Origin of the sequence: Methanobrevibacter sp., from assembly GCF_045577275.1 — an archaeon.
Classification (GTDB): domain Archaea; phylum Methanobacteriota; class Methanobacteria; order Methanobacteriales; family Methanobacteriaceae; genus Methanobrevibacter.
Window position 1 is genome coordinate 1 of the sequence record NZ_JAZNIB010000231.1, and the last position, 15,452, is coordinate 15,452.

The window sequence follows — 15,452 nt, forward strand, 5'->3', positions numbered from 1 at the left end:
AAAAAAATATGAAAAAAGCTTAATCTCTGGTTTGTTCTAACCTGACAAGCCTTGTAACATATCCTGCGATTTTATTTCTTAAATGTTTAGTACTTACAGTAGAGTATTCTGCTACTAATTTTTTGTTTTCTTCAAAGTCGGTAGTAAATTTGCCTTGGTGAGTTTCGATTAATTCTTTTGATATACGTTTTACAAATGAGGTTCTAATATTTCCCATAATCATTCCTCCAATATTTCTTTTTGTCGATTTTTACTTAAAGTTGTTAGCATGTCCATAATATCGCTAAGAATATCTTTATCAATTTTCAAGTCTTCAGCTAATTTATTTACTTTGGCATGAACTTGAGCTTCTCTTGACTTATCCTGAATTTCCATGCCTAAAAAAACTTTAGCCAAAACAATATCCCTAGCAAGTGAAGTTCTTTCACTTATTAAGTTAACTAAATCATTATCAATTTCATCGATTCTTTTTCTAGACTTTTCAAGAACATTTTGAGCGTCTTCTTCCTTTTCAAACAGACTCATTATTTCTTTTTCATCCACAAAAATTACTCCATAGTTTTGATAATAAATATACTTTATAGTTCATCTTATATAAACATGCTTATTGAAATTAAGAGAATCTTTCAAATTTGGTGATAAGCATAAAATTTAAATTCTTATTATTTCAGATGTTTAAAAAAATTAAAAATCAGATAATTTTATATAATTCGGATTATATAAAAATATTCAGAAAAAACTAAAAAGATGTGATTATTATGAGCCTTGCAAGCAGCAAATTATACGGCAATGATGAGCTTCATTTGCCTAAAATAATAAAAGAAAAGTTCAATCATTTCAAAATAGACAAAGAAACAATATTCGAATGGGATATAAAAGGAAATTCAATTATAATAACTCCTAGACAAAAAGTAAGCTTTGATGATGTGTTTGGAATGATTGATGATGATGGTGAGGATTGGAACGTAGATGAGTTGGTTTATAATGGCTAAATTATTTATTGATAGTTCATTCATCATCCCAATATTCAAGAGAAATGATACAAACAGAGAGATAATTGAAAGGAACAAGGAAATTTTATTTGAAAATGAATGTTATATCAGCAATGGGATACTTCAAGAAATTACAACAGTCATTATGCTAAAAACAAAGAGCATTGAATTGGCAAAAAAGGCATATTATTTTCTAACTGACAATTTCATTATTTTAAATGAATATGAAATCGAAAGATTTAATGATAGAGTGTTTACATTATTTAAAAAATATAATGGAGACACATATAGAGCAAGTTTTATTGACTGTTCAAGCATTGTTATAGCAAATAACTTTGAAATGGATCAAGTGGTATCATTAGATAAATTCTTTAACCAATTTGAAGAGATAGATTTATTTGATTTGAATTGACATTTTTCTCATTTTAAGAATAATAAAAAAGTGAAATCATGCATTACGTTAACGCTAAAGGCATCCTGTCCAACAAGAACGGAATGAACCTATACAGAGGTTGCACTCATGGCTGCATCTACTGCGACTCAAGAAGCAAAGTCTACAATATGAACCATGCATTTGAGGACATTGAAGTGAAAGAAAATGCAACAGAACTCCTTAAGAAAGCCCTAAGGAATAAAAAGGAAAAGGTCATGATTGGAACAGGATCTATGACAGACCCATACATACCTCTTGAAAAGAAGATGCAAAGCGTTAGGGAATCATTGGAGCTCATCAACAAGTACGGTCATGGATTTACTTGCATCACAAAATCCAATCTAGTGCTCAGGGACTTGGATTTGCTTAAAGAGATCAATGAAAAGGCAAAGGTAGTCATTCAGATGACATTGACAACATACGATGAGGACTTGTGCAAGATTCTTGAACCTAACGTATGCACTACAAAGGAAAGAGTGAAAGTACTGAAAATTCTAGATAAACATGACATACCTACAATCGTTTGGCTATGCCCGATTCTCCCATTCATTAACGATACAAAAGAAAACATAAATGGAATACTTGACTATTGCATAGAATCAAATGTAAAAGGAATAATCTGCTTTGGAATGGGAATGACCTTAAGGGAAGGAAACAGAGAATATTTCTATAACAAGTTAGACAAGCATTTCCCTGGACTTAAGGAAAAGTACATCAAGACTTATGGAGAGAGCTATGGAATAGCTAGTCCAAATCAAAAGGAACTAATGAAGATCTTCTATAAAAGAACAAATGAAAACAATATAATGAACAATCCAGATGAAATATTCGAATACCTGCATGAGTTTCCAAGTAGAGATAAAACCAAGCAGACCACTTTATTTTAAAAAATAGATAAAAAAATAGCAAAATTAGATAAAAATTTGCCAATATATAATTTAAAGAACTAAACTAAATCATCCAGATTATGTAGAAATTCATTTCTTGCATCAATTGCATCCTTATTGTGAGGCTCAATCCTCAAGGCTTTATCAATTAACTTAAAGGCCATGTCATAATCCTTCAAATCATAGGAGATTGAAGCTGTTTCTACCAAAGCAGAAGCATATTTGCTGTCAATGTTCAGCATCCTATAGCAGACGTCAACCGCATCCTCATATCGCCCCATTTGATGCAGTATTTGAGCTTTGTTAAGCAATGCAAACATGTATCCTTCATCTATTTCCAAAGCCCTATTAATTAGCATAAGGGCCTTAACATATTCAGCAATCCTCAGATAGAAATGTGCCATACATGCCAGAAGCACTGGATTGTTGGAATCTGTTTTCAAGGCATTCCTATATCCTGATGAAACCTTATTGTTTATTGCCAAATTGAAATCATCGATTTTTTCGGATTCGTGTAAGTTAATACCTTCAGGATATTTTTTCAAGGATTTTTCGAAAAACACCATGCAGTCCATATAACGGCAGCTACCAATCAGATTGTCAATCTTTTCCAGCACTTCATCCAACTCATTTTCCACAATATCCCCTCAAGCAAAAAAATTAATATTCCCCCTCAAATTGTCTCTTTTTCAAATCTTAATTCCAATTTTTTTCAATCACATATTAGCTTTCTCTTTCTCTCACTCTTCATATTCCCTCAGTCTTTTTTTCAACTCTTCACGTTCCCGTTTTCTTTTTAGCCATTGATCATGCTCATCAGTTCCAATAGCAGACTTTAAAACTAAATTTCCTTGACTGTAAATCTCATGTAGGGCAAAAGGATGTCTTGGAGCATTCTTGAAATCCATGACCCAAATAGGCTCTCTGTCTTCAGAGTCTTCAGCATCTAGAATGCGCTGCCATTCGTCGTCATGGTCGTAACTGCCATATTCTTTCCTCTTTTTATTTTCCTCATAAATCAAACGTTTTTGATATTCATCATGCGCATGGGCCTTGGCCTTCAAATGAGTAAATACCCTGTCCATATCATTATCATCAAAGCCTTCTTCTACTTTCAAGAAAGTATTGTTTTCCATATCGACGGCATTTAATAAAATATTTACGTTCCCTCTGCTTTCACTCTTGATTAAATCATCATCGGCAGCATTATCAAAATAATCATAATAATTAGTGATTTGAGGATCATCATCAGTATTTCCAGACTCCAAATCAGAAAGATCCTCTTTCAATTTAGTTCCGCACTTAATGCAGAACTTCTGATTCTCCTCTAAAAGCTTGGTTCCACAGTTAAAACAAAACCTCATTATGTCACCTTATAATCTAAAAACCAACAATAAATTGCAACAAATATCTAGATTTACTAAATTAAATAATCCTTGTTCCCCTATTGTCCACACTTGTTTCAATGACTCTGCCATCATATGATGCCCAAGCTTCCTTAACACCATCAATTGAACTTTCATCAACAATAGCTACAAATGAAGACCCGGTTCCAGACAATCCAGAAGCAAGTGCTCCTTTCTCAAGTGCATCAAGGGCAATGTTATTGTCAAATCCTAAAACATTACCATACAATAGTCCATTTAATGTCAAAGCTTCTAGAAAATCTCCATCAAGAGCCTTGTTAAAGGCCATGCTTACAAATGGAGCAACCAATTTCATTCTATCAACATCAGAAGAACCACTTAGGGATTCCTTATCCGGCATAAATACCAAAACATCATAATCAGGCATTCTTTCCTGATGCAAAATCTCCCTATTGCCATTGTCTGTAATTGTTAATCCTCCAAAGAAAGATGCTGAAGCATCATCAAAAGCGCCTGTAATAGTAACTCCTGCTTCAAGGGATGCATCAATACCCATGTTTATCATTTCCAGATCTGTCAATGGCTCAAGGCAGAACTCGCTTGCAACCAATGCAGCAGTTGCCATGACAACCGCATTGGATAAAGCGCTGCTTGAAGAAAGACCTGAACCTAAAGGCAAATTGGATTTTGTATTGACTTCAATTCCCTGCCCATTTCCAAAATCCAAGCTAGGTATGATATCATCGAAATCCAATGCACTTCCTATCTTATAATGGTCTAAAACCTGTTCCACACATAAGTTCATCAAATGAGGGTCAGCCCCTATATCTGATGAGCAGTTGACACCCACATCAGAAAACTTAGCCTCCGCCTCAATACCTAAGCCTATACCGAATGCAGAACCGAAACCTGTTGAAATAGCATTGATTATTGTTGCAGAACCTGGAGAAAATACTGTTTTAGTCAAAAAATCACCTAATTATCTTTAATAAATCTATATATTAATCTTAAAATCAAATGATATATATTTAATGTAAATCAATGAAAGTATCATATGATTTTTTTAAAAAAATAAACTTTATATTAATGTAAGTAAATATATTATAATACAATAATTTTTAAAAATGAAAGTGAATATTTATATAAAATATTCATAGACAATTCGAATCATGATTAATAAAAAAAACAAGAGTGATACTATGAGTGAAAATAATTCAAAATGGCTTAATGTAGGAATAGGCGCATTTATTATATTAGCTATAGTGTTGCTTTTAATTCTTATTTTACCATTCGGCAATTTAGCGATGGAACAGGATGAAATAGCAGTGATAAGCATTGGTGGAACTGTTACATACGATTCATCCAACTCAACTAATGCATTTACAAGTGCAAGCCAAATAGAGAATGCGCTAAATGAAGCAAATTCCAACCCTAATGTAAAGGCAATTGTCTTGGATATAAACAGTAAAGGTGGAAGCCAAGCGGCATGTTCAGAAATAGTTGAAGACATCAAGAATTCACCTAAACCTGTTATTGCATACATTGGAGATAAGGGATTGGATGAAAGCTATCTGATTGCCACAAGTGCAGATTCCATTGTTGCAAGCCCATCCTCATCAATTGGAGGAATCGGCCTTAGCTTTATTGATAGTGGAAAATACTCTAAAGAAAAGCTTACTGGAGTGTATAATGAGGAGTATCTCAAATTGAAAAAATCCAATAATACAGACCCAGACAATCTTGCAAACGGTCAAAAGATGATTGATCAGGATTATACCCAATTCATTAAGAAAATAGCTGAAAACAGAGACTTGGAACCAAATTATGTTGCAAAATTGGCATTTGGAAAAAGATACAATGGAAATGAAGCTAAAAACTTAGGACTTATTGATAAGATTGGAACTAAGAATAAGGCTATCAAAATAGCTGCATCAAAAGGAAATGCAACAAATTATACCACATCCAGTTATCCAAAAGCTAAAAAAAGCCTAACTGAAACTTTAGGAGAAAATAATTTATTCAACTATGACTTAAGTAAAATTCTAGGATAAAATAGGCATATGGCTTATCTTAAAATTCATTAATCAAAATCTTATAAATTTTTTTAAATAGGAATATTTATATATCAACGAACAATAATATAATAATAAATTTATAAAAACTACAAAATTCATTGAATAAAAAATCAAAGGTGATAAAATGGCATACAAAGTAGAAGTATTTACCTCACCAACTTGCCCACACTGCCCAGGTGCAGTAAAAGTTGTTGAAGAAGCAAAAGCGAAATTAGGAGACGAAATGGACGTACAAATCCTCAGTATTGCTGATCCTGCTAACAGAGATTTAGCTATTGACTATGGAGTTCATGCAGTACCTGCAATTGCAATCAACAATTCATTAGCATTTATTGGTGCTCCAACTCTTGAAGAATTATTAGAAAGATTAGAATAATTGTTTTTACAATTTTCTAATACATTTTTCTTTTTTTTTAAAAATTTTATTTTCAAACTTTTAACTATTTTTAAACATTCTATTTTTAACTACTTTCCGATTAATTTTTATGCAACGAAACACTATTTTAAAATAAAAATAAATAGAATTAATCAGATATATTATAATATTATACTAAAAATTATACTAAAAATTATACTAAAAAATAATTTTTATAGAAATAAAATAAATCACGATTTAAAATATTCAAATTTAAATCAATGAAAACTTTTTATAAGAGGTAAAAACATGAAAATTGCAATGGTTGGACAGTTTCCACCACATATTGGAGGAGTTGGAGTTCATATACACAGCCTATCAAAGGAATTGATCAAGCAAGGCCATGAAGTCTATGTGATAACCTATCCTCACAAGGACATTAAGGATATTGATGGAATCCATGTAATCGGCACAAAAGGAATTAACATTCCAGGCCTTAGAGGCATGCTGTTTGCAATCAATGCCAAAAAGGAACTTAAAAAACTGATAGAAAGGGAAAACATTGATATAATCCACGGCCACTACCTGTTCCCTGCAGGATGGGCAGCGGTTAAAGCAGGCAAATCAACTGGAACAAAAACCTATGTGACTGCACATGGATCAGACATGTTTGAAATGTATAAAAAGCAATCCTATACACGACCTCTTATTAAAAAAGTATTGAATGATGCTGATGTGGTTCTTGCAGTGAGCAAAGCACTGAAAGATGAAATCATCAACACAAAAATTCCAAAAATTGAAGAAAAGACAAGATTGCACTGGAATAGTGTAGATATAGGCAAGTTTAAAACTACAAAAGAGAACCAAAGTAAATTTAGAAAAGAGTTGGCTCAAGAATTCAACATAGCTGCAGACAAACCTATCATTTTATTTGTCGGAAATATAATTAAAAGAAAGAATGTTGACTTGCTCCTTGAAGCTAAGAAACAGATGGACACCAAAGCCAATCTTGTCATTGTTGGTGATGGCCCTCTCTTGAATCAATTGAAGGAAAAGGCTGAGAAGGAATACTTTGATGGAAATCTTGACAATGTCTACTTCATAGGTTCAAGAATGGATGTTGAGGACATCTACCCAAGCTGCGATTTGCTTGTCCTTCCTTCATTTACAGAAAGTTTCGGTCTTGTGCTGATTGAGGCATTGGCTTGTGGTAAACCTGTGATTGGAAGTAATGTAGGTGGAATCAAGGAAATCATTACAGAGGATGTAGGTTTATTGATTGATCCAAATGACAGCAAGGATTTGGCTAATGCAATTGATAGGATATTAGGTGATGAGGAATTGATGGAGAAATTCAAATCAAATGCAAGGAACCGTGCAAAAGACTTTGCAGAAACCAAATTGCCTTATGATGAACTGAATTGAAATGTCATGAAATCATTGGAAAATTGATTTGAATGAATAATTTGGATTTAAATTAAAAAATAATAATTAATTAGCGAAATTATAATCAAATTTTCGATAAGAGTTATTAATTATAAAAAATAAACTAAAAATAGAAATAAATATAAAAAATCAATTTTAAAAAAAAAAAGTTTAAAAAATATTATTATACTTTTCATTGAATTAAGAAAGAGGTTATTATATGGGAGAAAAGGAATTTACACACTTAACTGAAACTGGTGTGCATATGGTGGAAGTTGGAGAAAAGCCACAGCAAAGAAGAACTGCAAAGGCAAGTGGAAAGATCCATCTTCAAAAAGAGACAATTGATATGATTAAAAATGCAGAAATCAAAAAGGGAAATGTATTGACAACTGCTCAAATAGCTGGAATCCAGGCTGTTAAAAAGACATCAGACATTATCCCGCTCTGCCATCCATTGAATCTTAGTGGAATTGAAATAGAGTTTGATGTTGGAGAAACTGAAATCACTGCGACATGCCAGTGCAGATTAACCGGACAAACCGGTGTTGAAATGGAAGCGATTACAGGAGTCAGTGTAGCTCTCCTAACAATTTGGGACATGACAAAAGCGGTTGAAAAGGATGAAGACGGCCAATACCCAGACACTAAGATTTCTGACATTGTAGTGCTTAAAAAAGAGAAAATCTAAAAAAACTCATCAAATGCTCTATGATAAGTGAGATTTTATATTAAAAACAAATAATATTATAAAATTTGAAAATTATACAATTTTAAGAATATACGATTTTAAGAGTTATACATCTAAGAATTATAAAATTTATTGACTGATTACTATGGAAAACATCCCAGAAAACATAAAGACAATAATCAATAGCTGCTATCCCTACATTGAAGATTTTAATCCTGCCCAAAAGGCAGTTATAGAATCAGGATACCTTGAAAACAACAAGAATTGTGTCATAGCTATTCCTACCGCCAGTGGGAAAACCGTATTGGGGATAATGGCAGCACTCAAATCCATTTTAGATGGGGGAAAAGCGGTTTATGCTGCACCTCTTCTTTCAATTCAAAATGAAAAAGTGAAGGAATTCAAGAAATTTGAGGAATTTGGAATTAAGGTAGGAAAACACCCATCCTCTTCAGACTTATCAGTTATGGTCTTTGAATCATTTGATGCACTCACCAGATTTTCTTGGGATGCACTTAGGGAAGTCGATACATTAATCATCGATGAATTCCATATGATCGGCGAATTTTCAAGAGGCCCAACAATAGAATGTGCAATCACAAGGGCTAAGATTATCAATCCAGGATTAAGAATCATTGCATTATCCGCTACACTTGAGAATATGGAAGAGATAGAGACCTGGCTGGATGCAACTGTTGTAGAGCATGACTACAGGCCAGTTCCACTTCATAAGGATGTGTTGGATACTGAAATGTTCAATACCAAAAATAAGAACGATGTAGTTGTAAAGGTCTTGGAAAAGGCATTAGAAGACGATTCACAAGCATTAAGCTTTGTTTCAACAAGAAGATTTACAGAAAGTTTGGCAAGCTATGTTGCTGGAAAACTGAAAAGGAAAACCACTGCAGAGCAAAAGCAACGTTTCAAGGAAGTTGCGGACAAGTTGCTTGCGGTTCCTGAGAAAAAGGGATCAAGGCCAACTTCAACCTGCCTTAAATTAGCTGAAAGTTGTGAAAACGGAGCTGTTTTCCACCATGCAGGATTGTTCAGTGAACAAAAGGAAATTATCGAAGAGGAATTCAGAAACGGAAATATTCTAATGATTGCAGCTACTCCAAGTTTAATGTATGGGGTTAACTTGCCATCAAAATATGTTGTTATCAGAGACTATACCAGATGGACTTCCCAAGGACCTCAGGCAATTCCTGTCTTTGATTATGAACAGATGTCAGGAAGGGCAGGAAGACCACAGTATGATGATGTGGGGTACTCCTATTTGGTTGCAAAATCAATGGAAGAATCCATGACCCTTGAAGAGCGTTATGTCAACGGCCGAGTGGAACCTACAAATTCAAAATTGATTGAAAACAAGGATGCTGTATTTAAGCAAATCATTGCACAAGTGGCATCAACTCTCTCAAAGACTCCAGAAGACCTTCAGGATTTCTTCAACAAGACCTTTTATGGATATCAGATGACCAACTCATCAATGAGTTTCTTTGCAGAAGAGGGATTGAAGTTTGAAATCCAAAATGCTTTGGAATTCCTATTGCACAACCAGATATTGCAGGCAACACCAAGCGGTTTGAAGACAACAGCATTCGGTAATTTGATAGCAAGATCCAACTATAGTGTAGAAACAGCTGTAAAAATCAAGGAATATGCAAACCATCTTGACACATTCAATCCTGAAGAATTGATTTACCAATTGGCTCAAACTCCTGATTTGCCTTTAATCTCATTTAAAGGCAGAAAATCCAAAGACCCTGTTCGTGAAATGCTTTCAAACTATGGTCTTTTTGCCCTTGACATAGGCAATCCGGAAGCTACAGCTGTCTCTTTGATTGAATGGATCAATGAAAGAACAGAGTATCAAATAGAAAATGCATATCATGTCTATTCCTCATCCACTAGACGTTCTGCATATGAAGCATCATTGCTTGTAAGATTTACCAAAAACACACTTGAAGTTCTTGGAAAATACCAGTATTCAAAAGATTTGGATTTCCTCTCAGCAAGACTCTACTATGGTGTAAAGGAAGACATCATACCTCTTGTAATTGGTGTGAAACGTTTAGGAAGACGTCGTGCAAGAGCATTGGTTGATGTATTCGGCGATGACTTAAGACCATATTCAGAAAAAGAGCTTCAAAAGGTTGAAGGAATAGGTCCTAAATTAGCTCAAAGCATTAAAAACTTCGCAGATAATTCTTAAATTATCTGTTTACTATTTTTTAAAAAAAAAAGTTAATTATAATTTAAAAAAAGTCAAAAAATAGGCTAAAATTAACTAAAAATCAATAATAAAAAAAGTTAAAAAAAGAAATAAAAAGCAGAGGATTATCCTCCACCTTCACAACCTTGAATATCATTCAAGTTTGCATTAAGTTCATCATATCCTTCCTTAATGTCTTTTACCTTTTCAAGAGTGTCCTTATCAAGGCTTTCAACACTAAGGATGTCTTTTTCATTAACTACTTCTAAAGAATCAGCTGCATACCATAAGGCAGGTTCATCTAATTTCACCCATTGTTCGTTGTCTTCCTCTTTCAATTCAACAACTTTGCTTATGGTACCAGTACCAGTATATCTTATAAAAGCACCGACATCGATTGTTTCTCCTCGAATATCACAAAAACTCATATTATCACCAACAAGTTTAAGAAATTCCTCTAAGAAGAATATTTAGCATTATCAATTATTTAAAAAAACAATTGGATAATGCATTTAATTAAATAAATTTAAATTTATTCTATTTTTACATCAGCTGTTTCTTCGACTTCTTCTTCAGCCTCTTCAACAACTTCTTCTTCCTCATCAACGATTTCAGCTTCAACTTCTTCGACTTCTTCTTCAGCTACTTCTTCTTTTGCTTTCTTAGATTCTTCAATTGCAGCTTCTTTGTTGATTTCCTTATTTAATAATACGTAATCTCCAATGCTTTTTACATCTTCAAAGTCAATTTCGATTTTGTTGGAAGAAATAATGTTTTTCTTAAGGACAATGGTTATAGCGTTGATTTTTCCTTCTTCTGGATCAAATTCAGCATCATCGATTTTACCAACTTCATTTGCGTTTGCATCTAAAGCCATCATACCTAATAATTGTTTAATTTTCATTTTATTACCTCAATTATTATTTTTTATGAAATTATGTCAATTCAAAATCCATAATTCATGACAGAATTATTTACTAAAAAATATTTAATACATAATCTCAATTAATTATGAATATGATTAGAAAATTATATAAACTTATCTAAAAATTTTTTATAAGAAATAAAATTTATATAATATAAGAAATAATTTAATATTTTAAAAACAAATATAATAAGTAATTTAAAAAATCAATTAATAATGAAAATACTAAAAAAACATAATCTTAAACAACATTATCATTAGGTGAACTTGATGGAAGAAGCATGTCGAATCATCATAGAGGATATCATAAATGGGAAAATAACTACTCGACGTGAGCTTGAAGTAGAAAAAAGGCAATTATGCAGAGATAGGAACTTAAAGAAATTTATGAGCAATTCTGTAATCTTGGAACATGCTAGCCTTGAAGAGAAGAAAATCGTTTCCAACCTATTAAGAAAGAAACCAACAAGGACCATCTCTGGAGTGGCAATAGTTGCTGTGATGTGCCATCCTCACCAATGCCCACATGGAAGATGCTATTATTGTCCTGAAAGTGATATCGCACCTCCAAGCTATACTGGAGAGGAACCTGCAGCACTTAGAGGCAGAATGTTTAAATTCCATCCATATGTTCAGTGCTACAATCGTCTAAAGCAATTGCATAAGGTAGGACACCCTATTGATAAGGTTGAACTAATCATTATGGGAGGTACATTCCCATCAAAGGACATCTGCTATCAGGAATGGTTTGTTTCACAATGCCTGAAAGCAATGAGCGATTTTGGAGTGATACTTGAAAACATCCGGGAAATAGATGATGTCGAAGCATTTACTAAAGAGGACCTTTTGAAATATCCTCCATACAGCAACAATGCCTTAAAGACATACCCTCCAAATGATTATGTCCTGATAGATGATATTCAAAAAGTGAATGAAAGCTCCAAGGTCAGATGCATTGGAATGACCTTTGAGACACGTCCGGACTACTGCAAAGAGCCTCATGTTGATAAGATGCTTAGCATGGGAGTGACTCGTGTTGAATTGGGAGTCCAGACCATCCATAATCATATCTATGAAAAGATCAAAAGAGGCCACACCGTTGAGGATGTGATTGAAGCAAATAGGATTTTAAGAGATTCCGGCGTAAAGGTGGCAATGCACATGATGCCTGGACTATTCCCTCTTGAAAGAGATGAGCCAAGAGCTGAACAATGTCCAGAGAAAGATTTGGAAATGTTTAAAACCATCTTCACAAATGAAAACTTCAAACCGGATATGCTGAAGATTTATCCTTGTCTTGTAACTGACGGCAGTGAACTTCATGACTTATGGAAAGAAGGAAAATACAGGCCATATAGCGATGGGGAAGCTGTTGATTTGATAGTTCAAATCAAAAAGATCTTGCCGAAATGGGTAAGGACCATGAGAATCCAAAGGGATATACCTTCAACCTTGATTGAAGATGGAGTGAAGAAATCAAACCTTGGTGAACTTGTATATAACCGTCTTGAAGAGGAAAAGATCAATTGCCAATGCATAAGATGCAGAGAAATCGGACATAAGAAGACCAAGGAAGAATACAACATTGATGATTATAAGCTCTTTGAAGAGGATTATATTGCTACAAATGGACAGGAGCACTTCCTATCCATTGAAGACAAGAATGAGGAAAGCCTTGCAGGATTCCTAAGATTGAGAATGCCATCAAAGGATGCTCATAGAGAAGAGATTGATGATAAGACAGCAATCGTTCGTGAATTGCATGTTTATGGAAACATGATAAAGATTGGGCATAAGGGAAATAATATCGGCCAGCACACAGGATTTGGTGAAAAGCTATTGAAACGTGCTGAAGAGATAAGTATTGACCAAAACAAAGAGGAGCTTTTGATTATCAGCGGTATTGGAGCCAGAAACTATTACCGTAAATTTGGATATGAACGTAAAGGTCCTTATATGGCTAAAAAATTAATATAATTAGTTTTCAACATTGTTTTATTAAAAAAACATAAAAAATCAAAACAATCTAACAAGACAAAAGTATTATATAGTTTGAAGTTAAACTAACTATTATATACATATAAAACTAATATTGATTTGTGAATATTAGATAATTAATATTCATAAAATCTTTGCAAATAATTGTAAATAATTGAAATAATTGAAATAATTGAAATAATTGTAAAAATCATATTTATTGGAGATTATATCGTTTTAAAAATAGGGAGATGAATTAAATGATCAATAAAGCTGAAAAACTTGCACAAGCTATTGAATTTACCCATTTAGATAATACTGCAACTGTTGAAGAAATGAAAGCATTTTTCAATAAAGCTAAAGAATATCCTTTTTATGCAGTTGTAGTCTTACCACACTTTGTTAAATTAGCAAAAGAAGAATTGAAAGACACCGACATGAAAGTAGTAACTGTTATTGACTTCCCATTAGGTGCAGGAAATACTGAAGGAAAAGTTGCTGAAGCTAAAGCTGCTATCGCAGATGGCGCAGATGAAATTGACATGATGGCAAATATTCCTTCAATTAAACAACGTGACTTCGAATATGTGAAAAATGACATTGCAGCAGTTAAAGAAGCAATCGGAGACCATATTCTTAAAGTAATTATCGAAAACCCACTTCTTAACGAAGATGAAATGGCTGGAGCTTCCAGAATGTGTGAAGAAGGAGGAGCAGATTATGTTAAAACATCAAGTGGATTCAATGGAAAACAACATTTCTATTCCTTGATGGAAAGTTTAAGAATCATGAAAAAGAATGCACCTCATCTTGAAATGAAGGCAGCTGGTGGAATCGACAACTACAAATTGGCAAATAATGTATTGGCTGCAGGAGTTACTAAAATCGGAACTTCCTCAGGACACATTATAATGGATCAACTTAATCATGTACTTGATAATCAAAAAACAGATCCAAATCAAAAAACAGGACCAAGACTTATTTAAATAAATTTTAATAATTTATTTAAATTTTCTTTTTTTATTTCTTTTTTATTATTTAGTTTATTTTTATTATAGTTTTATTTAACTTATTTTAACTTATTTTACTTATTTATAGCCTATTTTAGCCTATTTTGACATTAAATATTAAAATAAATTGTTTTTTAAAAAATAGTTCGTAATTAATAAAACTAAAATATCTTAGATAAAAAAAGTGCCGTAGGCCGGACTTGAACCAGCGACATCCAGATCTTCAGTCTGGCGTTCTCCCAACTGAACTACTACGGCAAATGGACCGAACGAGATTCGAACTCGTGATCACCGCCATGTCAAGGCGGTATCATACCCCTAGACCACCGGTCCCTCTTACTCATTAAAATATGTTTAATATGATATATAAATGTTTCTAAATCAAGATATTTTTGAATTTAAATCATACATTTCCAATGAAAAATAACTCTTTTTAAAAACCAATTATATCAAAACCGAGGTCTAGAATTCAACTTCTAAAATGATAGACATATTAAACTATGTTAATAATTACATATAAACTTAATGGAAAATTAATAGAAAAAATAGGGAAATCTAGTGAAAAATACTCTAAAATAGTATAAAAATAGTTAAAAACAAGATAAAAAATTGAAAAAAAAATAATTGGCCAATGAAAGATCTTGGCCAATAGTTAACAGTTAAAAACTAGAGATAACGAAATTATTTGATTGCTAATTTGATATCTTCAGCTTTTACGGTTTTTCTACCAGCGTGGCGTGCGAAATTAACTGCTTTTTTAGCTAATTCGTCACCTTTTTCTTCAAGAGCTTCAGCTAATGCAACTTTTGCATCATCACTAATTCTTTGTGCGCCAGCATTTTTTAAAATACGACCGACAGGTGCGATTGGTAATTCACTCATATTTTCACCTCCAATTGAAAATTTATAATACATAATATATAAATGTTTTGTTTTTTTAATGGATTAAATCACTTATAATTTAAAAATTAGAAACATAAATATAGATTTTTTGATATTAAGAAATATTAAAACTTATTAAAAAAATATAGATAAAATTATATAAAAAATGGGTATTTTAAAGCATTAGAACTCTTAAAAATTAAACCTTTTAAAAACTC

At 32.8% G+C, this 15,452-nt stretch carries 18 protein-coding genes and 2 tRNA genes; 10 read left to right on the forward strand and 10 right to left on the reverse strand.

What is annotated here, in order from left to right:
• Positions 1-19 precede the first annotated feature (19 nt).
• Together ACKI67_RS06510 and ACKI67_RS06515 are read right to left on the reverse strand one after the other, a co-directional pair.
• Positions 20-217 (reverse strand): 30S ribosomal protein S17e, encoded by a 198-nt coding sequence (locus ACKI67_RS06510; protein WP_407462659.1) that lies wholly within the window; start codon positions 215-217, stop codon positions 20-22.
• Positions 218-219: 2 nt separating this feature from the next.
• A complete protein-coding gene (locus ACKI67_RS06515) occupies positions 220-543 on the reverse strand; it encodes a chorismate mutase (protein WP_407462639.1) in 324 nt (107 codons plus the stop codon).
• Between the two features lie 215 nt (positions 544-758).
• Here ACKI67_RS06515 and ACKI67_RS06520 point away from each other — a divergent pair, with 215 nt between their 5' ends.
• Genes ACKI67_RS06520 through ACKI67_RS06530 form a run of 3 tightly spaced genes read left to right on the forward strand, consistent with a single transcriptional unit; the run spans position 759 to position 2,312 of the window.
• Complete coding sequence (locus ACKI67_RS06520; protein WP_407462640.1) at positions 759-992, forward strand: hypothetical protein; 234 nt, start codon at positions 759-761, stop codon at positions 990-992.
• Positions 985-1,404: a PIN domain-containing protein gene (locus tag ACKI67_RS06525; protein WP_407462641.1), complete on the forward strand. Its 420-nt coding sequence runs from the start codon at positions 985-987 to the stop codon at positions 1,402-1,404. The genes ACKI67_RS06520 and ACKI67_RS06525 overlap by 8 nt, the downstream gene beginning before the upstream one ends.
• A gap of 38 nt (positions 1,405-1,442) precedes the next feature.
• A complete protein-coding gene (locus tag ACKI67_RS06530; protein ID WP_407462642.1) occupies positions 1,443-2,312 on the forward strand; it encodes an SPL family radical SAM protein in 870 nt (289 codons plus the stop codon).
• A gap of 59 nt (positions 2,313-2,371) precedes the next feature.
• Here ACKI67_RS06530 and ACKI67_RS06535 read toward each other — a convergent pair whose 3' ends face one another.
• From ACKI67_RS06535 to ACKI67_RS06545, 3 genes are all read right to left on the reverse strand, one after another.
• On the reverse strand, positions 2,372-2,950 hold the full coding sequence (locus tag ACKI67_RS06535; protein ID WP_407462644.1) for a tetratricopeptide repeat protein: 579 nt from the start codon (positions 2,948-2,950) through the stop codon (positions 2,372-2,374).
• A 102-nt stretch (positions 2,951-3,052) separates the two neighbouring features.
• Positions 3,053-3,676, reverse strand: a complete 624-nt coding sequence (locus ACKI67_RS06540; protein ID WP_407462645.1) for a zinc ribbon domain-containing protein — start codon at positions 3,674-3,676, stop codon at positions 3,053-3,055.
• A gap of 61 nt (positions 3,677-3,737) precedes the next feature.
• Positions 3,738-4,646: a shikimate kinase gene (locus ACKI67_RS06545; protein ID WP_407462646.1), complete on the reverse strand. Its 909-nt coding sequence runs from the start codon at positions 4,644-4,646 to the stop codon at positions 3,738-3,740.
• 232 nt (positions 4,647-4,878) lie between these two features.
• Between ACKI67_RS06545 and ACKI67_RS06550 the strand changes: the two genes are divergently transcribed.
• The 5 genes from ACKI67_RS06550 to ACKI67_RS06570 all read left to right on the forward strand — a co-directional run bounded on the left by ACKI67_RS06550 (position 4,879) and on the right by ACKI67_RS06570 (position 10,440).
• Positions 4,879-5,730, forward strand: a complete 852-nt coding sequence (locus tag ACKI67_RS06550) for a S49 family peptidase (protein ID WP_407462647.1) — start codon at positions 4,879-4,881, stop codon at positions 5,728-5,730.
• Between the two features lie 148 nt (positions 5,731-5,878).
• Complete coding sequence (locus ACKI67_RS06555) at positions 5,879-6,130, forward strand: MJ0307 family thioredoxin (protein ID WP_407462649.1); 252 nt, start codon at positions 5,879-5,881, stop codon at positions 6,128-6,130.
• A gap of 288 nt (positions 6,131-6,418) precedes the next feature.
• Positions 6,419-7,534 carry a glycosyltransferase family 4 protein gene (locus ACKI67_RS06560; protein ID WP_407462651.1) on the forward strand — a complete coding sequence of 372 codons (1,116 nt, stop codon included), beginning with the start codon at positions 6,419-6,421 and terminating at the stop codon, positions 7,532-7,534.
• Between the two features lie 220 nt (positions 7,535-7,754).
• Entirely contained in the window at positions 7,755-8,225 is a 471-nt protein-coding gene (gene moaC, locus ACKI67_RS06565; protein WP_407462653.1) for a cyclic pyranopterin monophosphate synthase MoaC, read from the forward strand.
• 136 nt (positions 8,226-8,361) lie between these two features.
• Positions 8,362-10,440: a DEAD/DEAH box helicase gene (locus ACKI67_RS06570; RefSeq protein WP_407462660.1), complete on the forward strand. Its 2,079-nt coding sequence runs from the start codon at positions 8,362-8,364 to the stop codon at positions 10,438-10,440.
• A 125-nt stretch (positions 10,441-10,565) separates the two neighbouring features.
• On the opposite strand, the gene ACKI67_RS06575 is transcribed toward ACKI67_RS06570, so the two are convergent.
• Together ACKI67_RS06575 and ACKI67_RS06580 are read right to left on the reverse strand one after the other, a co-directional pair.
• On the reverse strand, positions 10,566-10,868 hold the full coding sequence (locus ACKI67_RS06575; protein WP_407462654.1) for a DUF2098 domain-containing protein: 303 nt from the start codon (positions 10,866-10,868) through the stop codon (positions 10,566-10,568).
• A 104-nt stretch (positions 10,869-10,972) separates the two neighbouring features.
• On the reverse strand, positions 10,973-11,344 hold the full coding sequence (locus tag ACKI67_RS06580) for a PRC-barrel domain-containing protein (RefSeq protein WP_407462655.1): 372 nt from the start codon (positions 11,342-11,344) through the stop codon (positions 10,973-10,975).
• A 291-nt stretch (positions 11,345-11,635) separates the two neighbouring features.
• Between ACKI67_RS06580 and ACKI67_RS06585 the strand changes: the two genes are divergently transcribed.
• Together ACKI67_RS06585 and deoC are read left to right on the forward strand one after the other, a co-directional pair.
• A complete protein-coding gene (locus ACKI67_RS06585; protein WP_407462656.1) occupies positions 11,636-13,342 on the forward strand; it encodes a tRNA uridine(34) 5-carboxymethylaminomethyl modification radical SAM/GNAT enzyme Elp3 in 1,707 nt (568 codons plus the stop codon).
• Positions 13,343-13,602: 260 nt separating this feature from the next.
• Positions 13,603-14,328, forward strand: a complete 726-nt coding sequence (gene deoC / locus ACKI67_RS06590) for a deoxyribose-phosphate aldolase (protein ID WP_407462657.1) — start codon at positions 13,603-13,605, stop codon at positions 14,326-14,328.
• 209 nt (positions 14,329-14,537) lie between these two features.
• Here deoC and ACKI67_RS06595 read toward each other — a convergent pair.
• From ACKI67_RS06595 to ACKI67_RS06605, 3 genes are all read right to left on the reverse strand, one after another.
• Positions 14,538-14,610: transfer RNA gene (locus tag ACKI67_RS06595), tRNA-Phe, on the reverse strand.
• A 3-nt stretch (positions 14,611-14,613) separates the two neighbouring features.
• A tRNA-Val gene (locus ACKI67_RS06600) sits at positions 14,614-14,685 on the reverse strand.
• Between the two features lie 348 nt (positions 14,686-15,033).
• Positions 15,034-15,234 (reverse strand): histone family protein, encoded by a 201-nt coding sequence (locus ACKI67_RS06605; protein WP_012956484.1) that lies wholly within the window; start codon positions 15,232-15,234, stop codon positions 15,034-15,036.
• Between the last annotated feature and the right edge of the window lie 218 nt (positions 15,235-15,452).

Excerpts from the sequence above, each read along its gene's own strand:
- ACKI67_RS06575 (WP_407462654.1), bottom strand. The coding sequence starts at position 10,868 with ATGAGTTTTTGTGATATTCGAGGAGAAACAATCGATGTCGGTGCTTTT.
- ACKI67_RS06580 (WP_407462655.1), bottom strand. The coding sequence starts at position 11,344 with ATGAAAATTAAACAATTATTAGGTATGATGGCTTTAGATGCAAACGCA.
- moaC (WP_407462653.1), top strand. The coding sequence starts at position 7,755 with ATGGGAGAAAAGGAATTTACACACTTAACTGAAACTGGTGTGCATATG.
- ACKI67_RS06510 (WP_407462659.1), bottom strand. The coding sequence starts at position 217 with ATGGGAAATATTAGAACCTCATTTGTAAAACGTATATCAAAAGAATTA.
- ACKI67_RS06525 (WP_407462641.1), top strand. The coding sequence starts at position 985 with ATGGCTAAATTATTTATTGATAGTTCATTCATCATCCCAATATTCAAG.
- ACKI67_RS06550 (WP_407462647.1), top strand. The coding sequence starts at position 4,879 with ATGAGTGAAAATAATTCAAAATGGCTTAATGTAGGAATAGGCGCATTT.
- ACKI67_RS06540 (WP_407462645.1), bottom strand. The coding sequence starts at position 3,676 with ATGAGGTTTTGTTTTAACTGTGGAACCAAGCTTTTAGAGGAGAATCAG.
- ACKI67_RS06555 (WP_407462649.1), top strand. The coding sequence starts at position 5,879 with ATGGCATACAAAGTAGAAGTATTTACCTCACCAACTTGCCCACACTGC.
- ACKI67_RS06585 (WP_407462656.1), top strand. The coding sequence starts at position 11,636 with ATGGAAGAAGCATGTCGAATCATCATAGAGGATATCATAAATGGGAAA.
- deoC (WP_407462657.1), top strand. The coding sequence starts at position 13,603 with ATGATCAATAAAGCTGAAAAACTTGCACAAGCTATTGAATTTACCCAT.
- ACKI67_RS06520 (WP_407462640.1), top strand. The coding sequence starts at position 759 with ATGAGCCTTGCAAGCAGCAAATTATACGGCAATGATGAGCTTCATTTG.
- ACKI67_RS06560 (WP_407462651.1), top strand. The coding sequence starts at position 6,419 with ATGAAAATTGCAATGGTTGGACAGTTTCCACCACATATTGGAGGAGTT.
- ACKI67_RS06605 (WP_012956484.1), bottom strand. The coding sequence starts at position 15,234 with ATGAGTGAATTACCAATCGCACCTGTCGGTCGTATTTTAAAAAATGCT.
- ACKI67_RS06530 (WP_407462642.1), top strand. The coding sequence starts at position 1,443 with ATGCATTACGTTAACGCTAAAGGCATCCTGTCCAACAAGAACGGAATG.